Here is a 17,530-nt window from a genome sequence, read left to right on the forward strand (position 1 = left end):
CTTCGGGGCCGGGCGGAGGTTGCCGTCCCGCTGCTGATACCCGCACTTCCGAAGACAGGCTCAACGATCGACGATGACCTGCTGCATCAGCTCCTGCAGTTGAAGGCCGCGGGCCGCGTCGATCCCGGTGCCGATACCGGTGCGTACGGCAGTGGCGAACTCGCTTCTGAGAACGGGCCAACATTCCTCGTGGTCGATGCCTGCCGTGTCGTAGACGAGTTCATCGGACGGGCCGAAGAGCTCGACGCGCGTCCTGGCACGGGGCAGGTTGACGCTACCGGACAGTGAGGCCTGGCTGACAGCGCCGTTGCTGTGTTCGCAGGTCAGCTCGATCCAACGGCGCGGGTCGCCCGTGCCGCGTACGGAGACGATCGGCGCGACAGCGCTGTCCAGCAGGTCAAGCAGGTGCGGGCCGAGGTCGAGCAGCGCGCCGTGCTCCAGCCGCCAGGATGTCGCGAACTCCCCGCCGAGGAAGGCGCCGTGCAGATAGCAGGACCGAGCGCCGATGACCTCACGGGTTGCAGCCTCGGCAAGGAACTCCCGGGTGGTCGGGTGGTACCGCTTGGTGAGGACGAGTTGCGAAATGACGCCGTGCTCGGCCACCGCGTCGGCAACGGCGCGTGCGGCGGCGAGGTCCGCTCCCAGTGGTTTTTCCAGGAGTAGTGCCCGTCCGGCGGCTGCCGCCTGAACGGCGAGGCCGGCCTGAACGGTGGGCGGCACGGCGAAGGCGATCGCCTCGCATTGATCGAGCAGCTCCTCGAAGGAACCGGCGGCGTGGGCCCCGTAGGCATTCGCCACCTCGGCTGCCGCTTCCGGGCGCCGTGCCCATACGGCGGTCAAAGTGGTTTCCGGGCCGGCGGCCAGCATCCGGGCGTGCATCGCGCGCGCCCACGGTCCTGCGCCGACGAGGCCGACGCGGACCGGAGGGTAGGTCCAGGGGCCTTGGGGCAGGCCCGTTATTCGGGACATGGACTCTCCATAGGTGTGCGGACAGGGGTCAGCGGACACTGTCGCCGCGGGCGAGTGCAGCGAGCCGGGCGTCTGCCCTGTCGGGGGCGTAGAGGTGGTCGATGACCATGGCCGCAGCCCCGACCAGAGCCGCGCGGTCGCCGAGGGTGGAGATGGTCACGGAGAGATGGGCGGTGGTTCGAGGCAGCGCCCGCTGGTAGAGGAGTTCCCGTACGCCGGTGAGAAAGGGGGTGCCCGCGAGGTCTCCGCCGAGCATCAGGACGCCGGGGTTGAGCAGTGTCACCACCGTGACAAGGACCTCGCCGATGCGCTGCCCGGCCTCCCGGGCGAGCCGCACGGCATCGGGCTGTCCAGCGGCGAGATGGTCGCGCACATCGGAACCCGAGGTGGTGGGAAACCCGGCCGCTGTCAGTTGTTCGGCGATGGAACGGCCGCTGGCGACAGCTGCCAGGCAGCCGTAGGAGCCGCACATGCAGAGTGCGTCGGGACGGTCGTGGAGCCGGATGTGGCCGATGTCGCCCGCTCCCCCGTCGATTCCGCGGTAGACCTCACCGCCGACAACGACTCCGGCGCCGATTCCGGTCGATGCCTTGACCAGGAGGAAAGCTCCGCAGTCGGGGTGGTTCTCGCGCTGCTCGGCCAGTGCCATCAGGTTGGCGTCGTTGTCGACGAAGACTGGCAGGGGTCCTGGGGTGGACGGTCGGCCGACGTGTTCCGCGAAGGCGTCGCGCACCCGTTCCCGTACCGGGAACCGGTCCCAGCCGGGCATTATCGGCGGCTGAACGATCTGCGCCGACTCCCAGTCGACCGGCCCCGGTACGGAGAGGCCGACCCCGCAGACCCGGTCAGGCCCGACGCACGCCTCGTCGAGGAGCGGGCCGAACCAGCGCGCGAGCCGGTCCAGGACCACATCGGGGCCGTCTGCGATCACCAGGTCACCGGTGCGTTCGGCAAGGATCGTCCCGGCGAGGTCGAGCACGGCGGCGCGACCGTGCCGGGTCTCCAGGTCGGCTACGAGCACCACGGCATGGGTCGGGTCGAACTCCAGCCGTGCGGAGGGGCGTCCACCGGTGGAGGCGCCGGCGGCACCGCGCAGCCAGCCGGCTCCGAAGAGCTGATCGAGGCGGTGCCCGACGGTCGACCGGGACAGTCCCGTCGCTTGCTGCAACTCCCCGCGTGTGGTGGCCTCGCCGCTGCGGATGAGCTGCAGCAGGTGTCCCGCACTCGCCTGGTTTCCTGCCATTCCTGCTGTCCTCGTCCTGTTCGTCCGTGCCGGGAAGCCGCTTGTGCAGCCGCGCCGGCGACCTCGTCGCTCCTGATCGGGTGTCAGCCCTTGTCCGCGCCGCTGGTCAGCCCCTCGGTGAGAAGGCGTTCAGCTGCGAAGAACAGCAGTACCACGGGGATGGTGAGGATCACGGACCCGGCCATCAGAACGGTCTTCGACACCTCGATGCCGTTGGCCAGCTGCTGAAGTCCGAGCGAGACCGTCCACTTGCCCGGGTCGGCTGCCAGGAAGAGGAGGGCGAAGAGGAATTCGTTCCAGGCGATCATGAAGACGTAAAGTCCGGTGGCCATCAGCGTCGGCAGCGCGAGGGGCAGGATGATCCTGCGCACGGTCTGCAGCCGGGAGGCGCCGTCGATCGCGGCGGCCTCCTCGATGGTGAAGGGGATGGTCGCGAAGTAGTTTTTCAGCATGTAGATCGACACCGGCACGGTCTGCGCGATGTAGACGATGGCCAGGCCGACGAGGCTGCCCGAGAGACCCATCTTCGCGAACATCACGAAGAGCGGGACGGCGAGCAGAGTGGCCGGGAAGAGGTAGACGGCCAGGAAGAGCGCGCTGACATGCCGGCTGCCGAAGAATTTCAGGCGGCTGACGGCGTAGGCGCCGGGCACCGCGGCTGCCAGGGTGAGCAGCACCGTGGCAATGGCGACGAGTGCCGAGTTGAGCAGCATGTCGAGGAAGCCCTGACCACCCTCGGAGGTGGGTTTGAGAACACTCTCGTATGTGGCGAGGGTGAAGTCCTTGGCCGTGACCCAGAGGTTGCCGGGATTCAGCAGCAGTGCGTCGATGGGCTTCACCGACAGCATCAGCATGTAGTAGAAGGGCACGATCGTGATCGCAGCCAGGAACGCGATCACGACCCAGCGCAGTATCCCGAAGAACCGCTCCTCGAACTGGGCGCGACTCAGGGTCCGGCGGCGCTGCGGCGGCGCGGTGGGGCGGGCGGCCAGGGTGGGCCGGGTGGGTGCCACGGGGGTCGTGGGCGGGGCGCTGCTCATGCCGACTCCTCCTGAACCTTCTTGCCGAAGAACTTGAAGTAGATGCCGAGCAGGGCCATGAGCACGACGGCGAGGACGAGGGCCTGGGCCGACGCGGCTCCGACGTCGTAGCGGGAGGTGAGGAAGTCGTAGACGCGGACAGCGACGACATCTGTACCAGAACCGCCACCGGTGAGGAGATAGATGTCATCGAACTTGTTGAACGTCATGATGAAGCGCAGGACGGACAGCAGGGCGATGACGGGCATCAGCTGCGGCAGCAGAATGTGCCGGAAACGCTGCGAGATGGTGGCTCCGTCGACCTCGGCGGCCTCCTCCAGACTGCTGGGGACCGCTTGGAGGCGGGCGAGCATGAAGAGGAAGGCGAAGGGGAAGTACCGCCAGGTCTCGAAGGCGATGACGGTGAGCAGCGCCAGCGGGATGTCGAAGTGGACGCCGAGCAGGCCGACTTCGTACGACCGGGTGGAGAGGAAGGCGATCGGGTCGTCCCAGCCGAAGAGCCGACGGCCCCATTCGTTGACGATTCCGTACTGCGGGCTGAGCGCGACCTCCCAGACGAAGGAGACGGCGACGACCGGCGCGACGTACGGGAGGAGCATCGCGGCTCGCAGGGCGCCGCGGCCGCGGAACGGCCGCCGCAGTGCGAGGGCCGCGACGAGGCCGAGGATCACGGAGCCTGCGGTGGCTCCGATCGTGTAGAGCAGTGTGGTGCCGAGGCTGCTCCAGAAGCCGGGCGAGCCGAAGACCTGCTCGAAGTTGTCCAGGGTCCAGCGGCCGAAGAGACCGTTCTCCTGAATGTTGACGAGCTTGGAGTTCTGGAAGGCGAGCAGGACGGTCCACAGGATCGGCAGGATCACGACGACCAGGACGACCAGGAAGGTGGGGGTGACGAAGGCGAGGCCCGCGCGGTTCTCCCGCCTGCTGGAGGTCTGTGGCCGGTAGCGGCGCTTCTTCGCGGCGCTCTGGATTGTGCTCATGGGTCGACTACCTCGATGACGGAGCGGCCTTGCGGCTACTGGAGGGATTTCTGGAGGGCGGCCACTTCGTCGTTGGCCTCCTTGGCGGCCTCGGCGGGCGAGAGCTGTCCGCCGGTCATCGCACCGATGGCTTTGGCAACGGGCAGTTCGCCGTTGGTGGCGCCGACAAGGGTGCCCTGCCCCTGGGTGAGGCCCCATCGCTTCATGTCGCTCACACCGGTGACGAGCTGGTCGAGGAGCGCCGACGGGTAGGCCTTCTGCATGGATTCGTGGCGGTCGACGCCCATGACACTGGAGCGCCACGCGCGCTGGAAGGAGCCGGGTGCGTCGGGGGTGCCGGTGCGAACCGGGATCTTGCCTTCGGGGGCCATGCCGAACCAGTCCGTGTACCCCTTGCCCATCATGTATTCGATGAACTTCTCGGAGGGTCCGGTCTCGGCGGTCTTGGTGACGGCCCATGAGGTGATCTCACCGAACTGGGCGGGTGCCTCACCGTCGGGGCCCTGCAGGGATGTGACGACGCCGGTGTTGCGGGCGAGGAACTTCGGGTCCTTCTTGCATTCCGGGCAGCTCGGGAGTGCGTCGGAGCGCAGGCCTGCCAGCTCGTCCAGGAGGAAGGAGGACCAGACCATCATGGTGGACTGGCCGGAGAAATAGGTGGCGCGGGTGGTGTCGACGCTCTGGGTTCCTGGCGCTCCATGTTTGCGTGCCAGGTCGTCGTAGGCGGTGAAGGCCGCTCGGCACGCCGGTGAGTCGAGGGCCGGTTCGCCCTGTCCGTCCACGAGCTGGCAGTCGTTCGCCAGCGCCAGGTCCTCGAAGCTCTGCTGGGTGAAGACGTCCGACGGATCGGTGGCGAGGGAGACGCCGTACCGGCCGTTGCGGTCGAGGGCGGCTGCTGCTTTCAGCGCGCTTGCGTAGCTGTCGGGCGCCTTGAGTCCGGCCTTGGCGAACAGGTCCTTGCGGTAGACGACGAGCTGGAGCCAGGCGTCGGAGGGGACGCCGAGGCGGGTGCCGTGGTCCTCGGTGAGCGACAGCGCGTTGCTGTTGAACGTATCCGGGTGCAGGTCCTTGACGATCTTGTCCGCAACTTCGGTGTTGAGCAGTCCGTTGCCGTACATCTGCCAGACCTGGCCCATCGGCACGGCGCCGATCACATCCGGAAGCTTTCCGGCGGCGGCTGCGGACATGATCAGCTGCGGCAGCTGGGCCTCGTCCACGCCGACGAGATCGACCTTTACGCCCGTCTCCTTCTCGAACCGGCTGACCACCTTCTGCGTCGCGGCCATCCGCGGCGGCAGGTTCTCCTGCGACCACACCGTGATCCGGTTGTCGGCTTCCTGATCGGCACCTGAGACGCCTGAGCAGCCTGCTAGCAGGCCTGCGGCAAGGGTCGCGGCGAGCCCGAACACGGTCGCCCTCGACCGTCGGGTCTTCATCACCATGCTGTTTCCTCACGCCACTTATGCACTTTCAAGGTGCATCTCAGCATCACTTTTGCTTGTTGACAAGACATAACTCTGAGATATCTTCGACGTAAGTCAGCGAGCAACACCCCTCTCAGCACCATCGGAGCCCTCCGTGGAACGCGTCGTCCAGTTCACCGGCCCTCGTCAGGTCGAAGTCGCCGAGCACGAGAGCTCGCCCCTTCCTCCCGGGCACCTGCGAGTACGCACCAGGTACTCCGGCATTTCCGCCGGAACCGAGCTCACCGCCTACCGGGGCACGAACCCGTATCTCACCCGCACCTGGGACGCCGGGGCCCGGCTCTTCCGCGACGGTGCAGCAGGCATCGAGTACCCGGTGGCGGGCTGGGGTTACTCCGAGGTCGGCGAGGTCACGGAGGTCTCCCCCGAGCTCGTCGGTACGCCGGGCATGCCGGTGACCGGCGATGTGGTCTGGGGTATCTGGGGTCACCGCAGCGAGGGCATCGTGCCGGCCGAGCGCATGGTGGGACACACACTGCCCGCCGGGCTCGAACCCCTGGCAGGGGCCTTCGCCCGGGTCGGCGCCATCGCGTACAACGCCGTACTGGCTGCCGACATCCACCTCGGCGAGGACATCGCCGTATTCGGCCAGGGTGTGATCGGCCTCCTCACCACGCGCCTTGCTCAGCTCAACGGCGCCCGGGTCACCGCAGTCGACGCCCTCGACGACCGGCTCGAGACGGCCCGAGCCTACGGAGCGCGGCACACCTTGAACGCCCGCACCGACAGCGTCGCCGAACGCATCCGTGAAGCCACCGGTGGCATGGGCGCCGATGTCGCCATCGAGATAAGCGGCGTGTATCCGGCGCTCCACGAGGCTCTGCGCTCGGTCACCGTCGGTGGCCGGGTCGTCGCGTCCGGCTTCTACCAGGGCGACGGGACAGGGCTGCGACTCGGCGACGAGTTCCACCACAACCGCGTACAGCTGATCTGCTCCCAGATCGGCGGTGTCCCGCCGCAGCTCGCGGGACGCTGGACCGTGGAGCGGCTCCAGCAGACGTTCCTGTCCCTGGTGGCGGAAGGCCAGGTCGACGTGGAATCCCTGGTCAGCCACACCGTCCCGGTGGAGGACGCCGCCGGTGCCTACGTCCTGCTGGACGAGCGGCCCGCGGATGCGCTCCAGGTCGTACTGGAGTTCTGAGCCTGCCCGGCCCCCTCCCGCGCCACGAACCACACGACTGCAGCGCGCTGCCCATCAGCGCCGAAAGGCACCCCCCATGATCAAGACCGCCTGCCAGGAACAACTGCTCCCCGGCAACTCGCTCCATGAGAAATGGTCGTTCGCCCAGGACGCCGGCTACGACGCCATCGAACTGCGCTCCAAGGGCGACTTCCACTTCCGTGACCGCCTGCCCGAGCTGAAGCAAGCCCTCACCGACGGTGTCGTCATGCCCACCGTCTGTGTCGACATGCTGCACTTCTTCGCAGCGTTCGACGACACCCAGCGCCGGGACGCGCTGGAGCAGATGAAGTCGCAGCTGAGCGTCGCGGCAGAGATAGGTGCTCTTGGCGTGCAGACCCCGGCCTCGTACGGAATGTTCTCGCGTCGCCTGCCCCCCTTCGAACCGCCGCGCACGGAGGAGCAGGACCGCGACGTGCTGCTCGCCGGCCTGACGGAGCTGGGCGAACACGCGCGCAAGGAGGGCGTCACCCTCTACCTGGAGCCGCTGAACCGGTACGAGGACCACATGGTCAATCGCTTGGAGCAGGCCGCGAACCTGATCCGTACGGTCGGGCTGGACTCGGTCCGTATCGGTATCGACAGCTACCACATGAACATCGAGGAAGCCGATCCGTCGGCTGCCATCCTCGCTGCCGCCCCGTACATCGGCCATGCCCAGGTCAGCGACTCCAACCGGTTCCAGCCGGGGGCCGGGCACCTGGACTGGCCGGCCTGGCTCGGCGCCCTGCACACCATCGGCTTCGAGGGCTACCTCGCGGCCGAGTGCCGGCTGACCGGCGACCCCGTTGAGGCCGTCCGTTCGATCCCCGCGTTCCTTCGGAGGTCCGGCGCGTGACGCTGCTGCTCCAGACTCCCGTGCCCGCCGCCGTCGACAACCTGACTCTTCGACGCGGCGCGGCACGGGTCCTGTTCACCAACTGGACGGGCGGTTCCACCGTCCCGTCCCGCGGCCTGTATCCCCACCAGTGGAGCTGGGACTCGGCCTTCATCGCCATCGGCCTGCGCCATCTGTCCGTACGGCGTGCTCAGCGCGAGCTGGAGACGCTGGTCGGGGCCCAGTGGGCCGACGGACGGATTCCGCACATCGTCTTCAATCCCGCGGTCCCCCTCGACGCCTATTTCCCGAGCCCCGATTTCTGGCGCTCCTCTCGCGACGGCGCGGCAGCGGGAGCTCCAGCAGGTGTCGAGACCTCCGGCATCGTGCAACCCCCCGCACACGCACTCGCCGCCTGGCTCGTCCACCGGTCCGACCCCGAGGCGTCGCGCCGCCGCGGATTCCTGCCTCGCATGTACGGACATCTGGCGGCCTGGCACGACTACCTCACGGGCGCCCGCAACCTGGGCGGTGGGGGTCTCGCCGCCATGGTGCATCCGTGGGAGCCCGGCATGGACAACAGTCCGTGCTGGGACGGTCCCCTGCAACGTGTCGAACCGGCCGCGGCGGGCTCCTACCGGCGCGCCGACCTCGACCACGGACAGCCTGCGGAGCGCCCCACCGATCTGGACTACGGCCGATACGTGCGCCTCGCCACCGACTACCGCGACAGCGGATACGCGGACCAAGGCGGCCGGCACGCCTTCGCGGTCGAGGACCCCTGTGTCAACGCGCTGCTGATCGTCTCGGAACACGCACTCGCGCGCATCGCCGCCGAGACCGGTGCCGATCCCGCGCCCCACGAACACCGGGCCGCCCGTCTGACCGAGGCACTGGTGGAGCGGCTCTGGTCACCCGAAGACGGAATGTTTCTCTGCCGCGACCTGGTGGGCGGCGGACTCCTCGCCGAACGCAGCGTCGCCGGGCTCGTCCCTCTCATCGTGCCCGGGCTCCCGCAGGACGTCGTGGACTCACTGCTCCGCACTGCCACGGGCCCAGGTTTCCGGCTCGGCGCGATCCCGATGGTCCCGTCGTACGACATCACCCGGCCTGCCTTCGACCCGTCCCGCTACTGGCGCGGACCGGCCTGGTTCAACACCAACTGGCTGCTGGAACGGGGCCTACGCCAATACGGACAGGTTCGTGCGGCGGACCGACTGCGCACCTCAATACTCGCAGCTGCGGGGGCCTGCGATTTCGCTGAGTACGTGGATCCCTTCACCGCGCAGGCCCGCGGCACCAGCGACTTCGGGTGGACGGCCGCCCTCACCCTCGATCTGCTGGCAGCTGCCCCGTCCGCGGGAAACACCAGCCGCACCACCGACCCCTCGAACGGAGAGCGAACGTGAACGGTACAGCGGACATCACCCTCGTCCGCGCGGGCACCTTCGCCGTCCTCGGCGCCGAGGGAGGTATCACAGGCCGCCGCGGTACGTCTCCCGACGGCCTTTTCCGACGCGATGCACGGCATCTGAGTCTCTGGTCCCTGTCGGTCGACGGCGCGGCACCCACCGTGCTCGTACCCCCCGACGGTGACGAGCCCTCCGTCTGCGTACTGACCCCACCGGGTACTCGTGACGAGCCGCCTGCCTACACGGTCTTCCGTGAGCAGGCACTCGGTGACGGACTCCTGACGGAGCGGCTCCGATTGGTCAGCAACCGAGCGGACAACACCACCGCGATCGTGAACCTGTGTGTCGACTCCGACTTCGCCGATCAGTTCGAACTCCGGTCCGACGGACGGCATTACAACAAGGACGGCGCCCGTCGCACTGTCCGTGTCGAGAGCGACGGAGTGACCTTCGGGTACGCACGCGGTGACTGGCTCTCCCGTACGACCGTCACCACCGCCCCCGCACCGGACGCCATCGAGCCCCTCGGCGCAGAGGGCACGGCCCACCGGCTGGAGTGGCAGCTGTCCCTCGCCGGGCACGGAACGGCGGAACTGCTGCTGACCGTTGCAGCACACCCGCACGGCTCACCCGCCCCGAAGCCGCTCGTCACGCCGTCCGAAGCCGCGTCGGTGGGTGCGGCCGACACCGCGGCCTTCGTCGGCGAAGTGCAGCTCCCGATGCCTGACGACTCGCCCGCCGGACTGGCCGCAGCATGCGCCCGCGGTCTGGCCGACCTGGCAACGCTGCGGGTGCCCACCATCGGTCCTGACGGCGAGGAGCTGCGCGTTCCCGGCGCCGGAGTTCCTTGGTTCCTCACCCTTTTCGGCCGCGACTCCCTCCTCACCTCCCACTTCGCACTGCCCTACCGGCCGGAACTCGCCGCAGACACACTCGCAGCGCTCGCGGCAACGCAGGGCTCACGGTACGACGCAGACCGAGGTGAACAGCCAGGCCGTATGGTCCACGAAATCCGCCACGGCGAATTGGCCCACTTCCGCCAAGTGCCGTACGGCCGCTACTACGGATCCGTGGACGCAACCCCACTCTTCCTCGTGCTCCTCGACAGCTACACGCAGGCCACCGGCGAAAGCGCACTCGCCGCCCGTCTCGAACCACACGCACGTGCGGCCATTGCATGGATGTTCCGGGACGGCGGCCTGGAGCATGACGGCTACCTCCGCTACACCCCCGACCCCAACGGACTGGTCAACCAGAACTGGAAAGATTCCGCCGGGGCAATCTGCTTCCGCAACGGCACCCAGGCCGAGGGGCCGATCGCGGTCGCCGAGGCTCAGGGATACGCATACGACGCGCTGGTCCGTACCGCCAGGCTGTCCCGCGAGGTCTGGAACGACCCTGGCTGGGCCAACGAACTGGACGCGGCGGCCGCCGCTCTGCGCACGCGCTTCCTCCGGGACTTCTGGATGCCGGAACCCGACTTTCCCGCCCTCGCGCTGGACGGACAGGGGCGGCAGGTCGACTCGCTCGCGTCCGACGCCGGGCACCTGTTGTGGTCAGGCATTCTCGACCGGTCCCACGCACAACGTGTCGGACGGCGACTGCTGCAGCCCGACTTCTTCTCCGGATGGGCCATCCGCACGCTGGCCGCCGGGCAGCCCGGCTACCACCCGCTCTCCTACCATCGCGGCACATGCTGGCCGCACGACAACGCCATCATTCTGCTCGGACTAGCCCGCTGCGGTCTGGCACCCGAGGCACGCACGCTGGCCCTGAGCCTCCTGGAGGCGGCCGCGCACCACGACAACCGCCTGCCAGAGGTAATGGCGGGGTACGGGCGCGCGGAACACCCGAAGCCGCTGCCCTATCCGCACTCCTGCACACCGCAGGCCTGGGCAGCGGCAACCCCTCTGGCGATCCTCACAGCCCTCCTGCACGCGGACGGGAGCACCTGAGCAGCTGAACGTGCGTCGCCGGTGCCGGCGGACGGCAAAACGCCGGGCATCGTCGGCTTCGGCCGCATCGGCCGGCTGATGGCCGGTTACTCCCGCGCCCTCGGGATGGAGCTGCTCGCCTACGACCTATACGTCTCAGAGGCTGGTGTCCGCGCGCACGGCGCCGAACCGGCGCCACTCGACACGTCGTGCCGACGACGGACACGGTTGGTGACGATCAGCAGGGCCGTACCCAGCAGGAGGATCCCCGCGATCAGCCCCGTGAGTGCGCCACCGCCGGACGCTTCGGCGTCCACCGCAGCGGCCGGCGCCATGCCGTGGGTGTGCGGGAATCTGATCTTCGCGTGGAACTTCTTGACGAGCAGTCCGCTTCTCAGTTCAAGGGTGGCGCGCCAAGGGCCGTCGGCCACTTCGTCGGTTACGGGAATCAGCACCGGTTCGGACTGGTGCGGTGCGAGGCTCGTACCCAGCTGTACCTGGTACGGGCCCGCGCTCAGGCTTCCCGACACCGACGCGAGCTTCAGGGTGCCGGACAAGTCCAGAGCGCGGCCCCCCGTGTTGATGATCTGGGCACGCACGATCGCGCGCCCGCCCGGGCCGCGTTGAGCCGTCATCGTGCGTGCGGTGAAGTTCGGGGCCGGGGGGTTGTGGCCGCCGACCGAGAGATACATCCGGATCCCGGTGCGGCTCACCAGGGCGATACCACCACCGCGACCGCCCCTGACCTGCGCCCAGATGACGGCATAGCGCTCGCCGGGCGCCGCGTTTCTGGGCACCCTGATTGTCACGGTGTCGCGGACGGTGTCGTGAGCAGGAACATCGAGCGTTCTGTGTTTCAGCCTCGTCCAGGTCGAGAGCTCGTTTCGCTTCCTGCCGGCCGCCCCGACGAACGAGCCGTGGGTGATCCTGGCGGCGGCCGGATACACCTCGACGTGCAAGGTGGAATCAGTGGTGTTCAGTACTTCGATGCGGCGGTGCACGGTCGTGCCCGGCCTCAGGTTGTCGACGATGTAGTGCCGTGCTCGTGGATCGTCGGCCAGGTCGACCGGTACGTCGACGAGGCGTACGCCGACGCTGCCTGGGCCGGAGTCCGACGAATGTGGCGGCGCCGCCGCATTGGTCGCAGGTGAGGCAGCACCGGTGGCCGCGATGAGTGCCGCGGTCACCAGAGCCAGGACGGGAACGAGACTGCGCAAGGTGGAGAACCCCCCCTAGTGATTTCGGTGTGTGGGTCAGGCCACGGAATGGGTGATCGTCGAGCTGTAGGTGCCGGCCAGGGCGTCCGCCGGGATGGTGACGGAGATGGTCGGGTTCCACACGGCGGTGTTGATCCCGGACACGCTGGTGGCCGTCTGGACGGGACCTGGCGGGTACAGGGGCTCAAGGTTGCTGGCGGTGACGATGGCGTTGCCGGTGACCGTGGCGGACGGCGTGTTGTAGCTGCTGGAGCCGGGGGCGGAGACCGAAATGCTCTGCGGTCCCGTGAAGTCGACGCCGTTCGCGGTGACGACCCAGCCGGTCGTACCACCCCGGCTGTCCGTCACAGTGACATTGCCCAGCTGCGCGCTGACCGTCTGGGGGCTACTGCTGGCGGCGACGGTGCCCAGGCTCACCGGCCCCGTCGGCACAGTGATGTCGATGGTGCCGGTGGTGATCGAGAGCGTCACCGGCGTGGTCCCGCTCTGATCGGCCGAAGCCGGTAGGGGGACGGACAGAGCCGCCACCAGGCCGACTACGAGTGAAGCGGCCGCGATACTTCTGCGCATCTTGATCCTCGAATTGGGGGTCACAGGTGCAGGTGTAAGTCACCTCCTTCCTGCTATCGGCAGAAGACCGCATTCATGATCGCTTTCTTGGCCTTTTCCACCGGATCAGATCATTTGCTCTTTAGGATGGTTTTTATGGCACCCCGTTGTTTCGCCCAGGGCGGTCTTTGACGTTCCGTCGGAGGCCGAAGCGGCGCCGTGCCCTGGCCGGCCTGCCGTTGCAGGGGGCTGACGGCCGCCTGGGCCCGGCGGTCGTCGTCCCACCGCGTCGAGTGCTGGACTCGGCTTCCGGCCCGTAGCGCGGAACGGGCGGAACGCCGCCGGGTGGGACCGCCGGCTGCGGCCCCACCCGGTACGTGCTTCGTCGATGACGTCAGCGCAGGCCGAAGGCCCGGGTGATCGTCTGGGAGACACTGTTGTCGGCGCTGTCCCGGGCGGTGACCCGAAGCGTGACGAAGTGCGCGGACTTCGGCGCCTTCAGGGCGGCCCGCCATGCGCCGCCGTCCCGGTTCAGCTCGGACCGCTGCCAGGTCGCCCCGTCGTCGTACGACACTTCGAGAGAGGGCTTCCGGATGCTCGCCGTCGTGCCGGGCAGGTGGGAGGCCGCCACCGTCAGCTCGGCACGCCGGTCCGCCCGGCCCGCCTTGTCGGTGTCCACCCCGTAGTCGAGCTGGATCAGCGGAAGGGACTCCGCCGAGTCGGCGCCGGTGGCCGCGGAGGTGAAGTTCCACTCGGTGAGGGTGTGTGTCGAGTACGGGTTGGTCCAGGCTGCCCGGTCGTTGTCGACCACCAGCCGGTAGGGCAGCCGCTCCGCCGCGAGCCCGGGAACCGGCAGAAATTCTGCATTGCCCCAGTTGAGCTGCCGGTCACCCTGGTAGAGCGCCATCCAGTCCTTGACGTCGAAGTTGCCGTGGGCTTCTCCGACATGGCCGGAGCCGGAGTCACCCCAGCCGGGCGCGGGAATGTAGACGGTGTCGAGATAGCGCACCGGCTGGTAGCCGATCGGACCCATCCGGGGCCGCTGGATCGGCCCGAACCAGCTGGACTTGGCGGTCTTCCCGGCCCGGTAGCGAAGGACGTCGATCGAGTGCTGCCCGGTCTCGCCGACGATGAAGGCGTCGTCCAGCCAGTCTGCGTCGGAGGTGACCCAGTCGGTCCGCTCGCCCTGTGCGGGAGCGGTGAGCTGGTTTCCGACGGCCCAGCCCCGCCAGACGTCGGATCGGTACTCCAGCGCCTTGCCCGGCCGATAGTTGCGGAACGAGACGTCCACCCGGGCCAGGTCGCTCGGCTTCACCCGCCACGTCGGGTCCGCCGGGACGGCGCCGGACCAGTGACGCACCACGTCGTAGAGGTAGTCGGTCGTGGGGTGCGAGGTGACCTTCAGCTCGACGCCGCCCCGCTGGAGCGACTCGATCAGGTCCCCACCCTGGTCGGTGTTGAGTGTGGCCACCGTCAGCGGGGCCGGACTTTCCGGGCCCCAGGGAGTCTCGTCCCACGCCCGCAGTCGGCCGATGCCGTCGTTGACGACAAGGAGCATCTGCGCGCCCGCCGCCGCGGCGGCCTTCGCCTGCTCCTCGACCGCCACGGTGTCGCTACGCCGTACCACCACGGCCTTGCCGCGGACATTCTTCGCGGCCAGGTCCGTGGCCGTACCCTCGCCGACGAAGACCGCCGTCAGCTTCCGGGTGCCGGCCGCCAGCGGCTTGGCCGCGCGCTTGACCAACAGGTCGTAGGTTCCCGACTTCGTACCCGCGGTCAGCGCCGGCTCCTCGAGACGGAAGCGGGCACCGAACTCGAACTCGCCGTCGGTGACCTTCTTGCCGGTCGGGAGCGCCCAGATGCTGTCGTACGTCTCGTTGGGCAGCATCGAGCTCTCGACAAGACTGTCCGTGAACGATCGGTGGACGTCCAGCCGCGGCGCGACCGCCGTGGTCTGCTGCGGCACGTGCGCCAGGATCTGGCGGGTCTTGCGGCCGTCCAGGGTCACGGTGCGGTCCTGGTCCAACTGAACGTCGTTGAAGCTCAGCAGCGCCATGCCGAGCGAGTGCGGCCCGTTGGCCCCCCGCACATCGGCCGTGAGCCATCCGCTGTAGCTACCGACGGGAAGACGCCCGGTGCCGGTGCCGGACTCGTCGAGCTCGATCGTCGTGAAAAGGTTCTCCGCGGTGAGGACGACCCGGCCGGAAAGCGGCTTGCCCGACCGGTCCTTCGCGACGACGGTGAGATTCTGCCTGCGCCCTTCCTTGGCAACGCCGATCAGAGTCCGGGCCCGCACCACTTTGGCGCTGTCCGAGCCGGTGACCATGCCGCTGATCTGCCGGTCGCCGGGGAGCAGGTCCAGTGCCGCGGTCAGGGTGACCGAGGTGGTGTCGTGCGCGGGAATGGTGATCCGGTCGTCGGAGAGGGTGAACAAGCCCGCCGGGGCGTCGGCATCGATCGCAAGGTCCAGGCTGACCGGGGCGTCGCCGACGTTGGTGTATGTCACCTTCCGGACGTCGGTCTCTCCCGGCTTCGCGGGCCACGTGTGGAGACCGGAGAAGGCGCTGGCGGTCGCGAAGACCGACGCGTGTACGGCCGCCGAGGCGTCGAGCCGCCCACTGCCCGCCTCGTACGGGGTGTACGAATCGGTGGCCTTGGTGCTGCTGACCAGTGCTTCCTTCAGCTGTGGACCGCTCCAGTCGGGGTGGGTGGCGGCGAGCAGCGCGGCGGCGCCGGCGACGTGCGGTGTCGCCATCGACGTGCCACTCATCGTGGTGTAGTAGCCCGAGCCGCCCCGCCGGTAGTGGGAGCGGGCCGCGAGGATGTCGACACCGGGTGCGGTGAGTTCCGGCTTCAGCCCGGCGTCGCCGTCCCGTGGGCCCTGGCTGGAGAATTCGGCGAGCTTGTCCGCGGCGTCGACGGCACCGACGGTCAGCGCGGAGTCCGCGGCACCGGGACTGCTGATGCTGCGCGGCCCGCCGTTACCGGCCGCCACCACGAACAACGCACCGGTCTCGGCACTGAGTCGGTCGACCGCCGCGCTCATCGGGTCGGTGCTGTTCCCGCCGCCGCCCAGGCTCATGCTGATGACCTTGGCCTGTGCGTCCCGGGCGGCCCACTCCATGCCCGCGATGATCCAGGACTCCTGTCCCCCGCCCTCGCTGTCGAGTACCTTGCCGATCTCCAGCCGGGCCCCGGGCGCGACGCCCCGCTCCTTCCCGTCGGAGGCGCTGCCGGTGCCGGCGATCGTCGAGGCGACGTGGGTGCCGTGGCCGTTGAAGTCGGCGATGTCCTCCTCGTACGGAACGAAGCTGGTACTGGCGTCGATCTGTCCGACGAGGTCAGGGTGTTCGGTGTCCACCCCGGTGTCGAGGACAGCGACCTTCACGCCCTTGGCGGTGTTGCCGTCCGCCCAGACCTGCTGCGCGCCGATCTGTGCGGTGGACTCGGCCAGGTCGGCCTTCACCTTGCCGTCGAGCCAGACTTTGGCGATGCCACCCGCCAGGGTGGGGCGTGCCGATCCGTGGCGTGCCTTTGCCGCCGCGGAGGCGCCGGTGAGCGCGGACCAGAACGCCGGGGCCTTGTCGCGCTTCTGCGCGACCGCCGCGCCCTGCATGCTCTCCAGTCGGCGGACGACGGTCGAGCCGGCCACGTTCCGCGCGGTCCGCAACTTGGCGGCGGCGTCGGTGTAACGGACGATGAGCGGCAACCGTTCGGCGTGCGCGTCGTCGTACCCGTCGGCAATCAGCCGGGTCACGTTGAACAACTGCTTGTCCAGCAGCCCCGCGCCGACATAGGGCAGGGCCGCATCGGGGTAGACGTACGTCGAACCGTCGATGACGGCGCGGTGGAAGCCGGCGGTGGTTCCGTTCGGGCTTTCGACGGACCGGACGACGGTGCCGTCGGCGGCGGTGCCCATCGTGACCTTGTCACCGGTGATCAGGGTGACGGTGTGGGTGCCGCCGCTTGCGGGTGGCTGCGACGCGGCACCGACCGGCGGTACCAGGTCGGGCGGATCCGCGGGTGCCGCGGCGATGGCTGGTATGACCCCGATGACCAGGGCGGCGACCGCGCCGAGCGCGATCGGCCCAAGCCTGGGGGTGGGAACGATGGACAAGGAGACCCCTTCAGGGCTGCGGAGACTGGGAGACCATCCGGAGCATGGGGTTGGCCTTCTGCCCTGAGCAATAGACTCAGGCTGGCGCCGTTTGGCCATGGCGCAGTTATGACATGCCGCCAAGGGGACGGGTCGCCCGGAAACCGCACGTCAGGTCGAGGGCGGGCGGTCGCCACCCGGTCGCGGGAGTCGGACCTGCCCGGGGCCCACCCTTCTCACCGTGCACGGCCCGACCGGGGCGGGTGGCAGCGGCGGTGCACCGGGCAGGCATGCCGCGGAAGTTGATGCGGAAGATGGCCGCAAGGCCGACCCGCCCGGCATGGGAAGGCACCGGGATCAATGGCCCTTCTCTTGGCACGACTTGGTCCGGAGTGACAACGCACCGACCCGTCCCACAGCGTTCGAGCAGACGCGTAGCAGTGGCGAGTGCGACGATCCCATTCCTCACCGGTGAGTTGCTCGCAAGCCCCGTCAGGCACGTACGGCGGACTCTCCGCCCGGCTGGGACGGTGGCGTACGGAACGAAGCGTGCCGGGTCCTGGCGCACGCTCTCGTACGTTTCAGGTCCGGCGGACACGACAGCTGTTCGGC

At 68.8% G+C, this 17,530-nt stretch carries 12 protein-coding genes; 5 read left to right on the forward strand and 7 right to left on the reverse strand.

Annotated elements, in window-relative coordinates:
- Nucleotides 1–60: 60 nt before the first annotated feature.
- The 5 genes from OG963_RS03240 to OG963_RS03260 form a co-directional block, all read right to left on the reverse strand.
- A complete protein-coding gene (locus OG963_RS03240; RefSeq protein ID WP_371798323.1) occupies nt 61–969 on the reverse strand; it encodes a Gfo/Idh/MocA family protein in 909 nt (302 codons plus the stop codon).
- A gap of 28 nt (nt 970–997) precedes the next feature.
- A complete protein-coding gene (locus OG963_RS03245; RefSeq protein ID WP_093771172.1) occupies nt 998–2,212 on the reverse strand; it encodes an ROK family transcriptional regulator in 1,215 nt (404 codons plus the stop codon).
- Between the two features lie 83 nt (nt 2,213–2,295).
- Nucleotides 2,296–3,162, reverse strand: coding sequence for a carbohydrate ABC transporter permease (locus OG963_RS03250; protein ID WP_371800255.1), 867 nt, complete (start codon nt 3,160–3,162; stop codon nt 2,296–2,298).
- 86 nt (nt 3,163–3,248) lie between these two features.
- Nucleotides 3,249–4,229 (reverse strand): carbohydrate ABC transporter permease, encoded by a 981-nt coding sequence (locus OG963_RS03255; protein WP_093771168.1) that lies wholly within the window; start codon nt 4,227–4,229, stop codon nt 3,249–3,251.
- A 35-nt stretch (nt 4,230–4,264) separates the two neighbouring features.
- Nucleotides 4,265–5,671 carry an ABC transporter substrate-binding protein gene (locus OG963_RS03260; protein ID WP_093771166.1) on the reverse strand — a complete coding sequence of 469 codons (1,407 nt, stop codon included), beginning with the start codon at nt 5,669–5,671 and terminating at the stop codon, nt 4,265–4,267.
- Between the two features lie 136 nt (nt 5,672–5,807).
- Here OG963_RS03260 and OG963_RS03265 point away from each other — a divergent pair, with 136 nt between their 5' ends.
- From OG963_RS03265 to OG963_RS03285, 5 genes are all read left to right on the forward strand, one after another.
- The gene (locus tag OG963_RS03265) at nt 5,808–6,854 is read left to right on the forward strand and encodes a zinc-binding alcohol dehydrogenase (protein ID WP_030922734.1); all 1,047 of its coding nucleotides are present in this window, start codon (nt 5,808–5,810) and stop codon (nt 6,852–6,854) included.
- 76 nt (nt 6,855–6,930) lie between these two features.
- Nucleotides 6,931–7,731 carry a sugar phosphate isomerase/epimerase family protein gene (locus OG963_RS03270; RefSeq protein WP_371798324.1) on the forward strand — a complete coding sequence of 267 codons (801 nt, stop codon included), beginning with the start codon at nt 6,931–6,933 and terminating at the stop codon, nt 7,729–7,731.
- Complete coding sequence (locus OG963_RS03275) at nt 7,728–9,119, forward strand: trehalase family glycosidase (RefSeq protein WP_371798325.1); 1,392 nt, start codon at nt 7,728–7,730, stop codon at nt 9,117–9,119. Before OG963_RS03270 ends, OG963_RS03275 begins: the two co-directional genes overlap by 4 nt.
- Nucleotides 9,116–11,077, forward strand: coding sequence for a glycogen debranching N-terminal domain-containing protein (locus tag OG963_RS03280; protein ID WP_371798326.1), 1,962 nt, complete (start codon nt 9,116–9,118; stop codon nt 11,075–11,077). The genes OG963_RS03275 and OG963_RS03280 overlap by 4 nt, the downstream gene beginning before the upstream one ends.
- A gap of 78 nt (nt 11,078–11,155) precedes the next feature.
- Nucleotides 11,156–11,683 (forward strand): hypothetical protein, encoded by a 528-nt coding sequence (locus tag OG963_RS03285; RefSeq protein WP_371800256.1) that lies wholly within the window; start codon nt 11,156–11,158, stop codon nt 11,681–11,683.
- 626 nt (nt 11,684–12,309) lie between these two features.
- Here the strand turns inward: OG963_RS03285 and OG963_RS03290 are convergent.
- Together OG963_RS03290 and OG963_RS03295 are read right to left on the reverse strand one after the other, a co-directional pair.
- Nucleotides 12,310–12,843, reverse strand: a complete 534-nt coding sequence (locus OG963_RS03290; protein ID WP_143019967.1) for a hypothetical protein — start codon at nt 12,841–12,843, stop codon at nt 12,310–12,312.
- A gap of 373 nt (nt 12,844–13,216) precedes the next feature.
- The gene (locus OG963_RS03295) at nt 13,217–16,939 is read right to left on the reverse strand and encodes a S8 family serine peptidase (protein ID WP_371798327.1); all 3,723 of its coding nucleotides are present in this window, start codon (nt 16,937–16,939) and stop codon (nt 13,217–13,219) included.
- Between the last annotated feature and the right edge of the window lie 591 nt (nt 16,940–17,530).

It is taken from the genome of Streptomyces sp. NBC_01707, assembly GCF_041438805.1.
Taxonomy (GTDB): domain Bacteria; phylum Actinomycetota; class Actinomycetes; order Streptomycetales; family Streptomycetaceae; genus Streptomyces.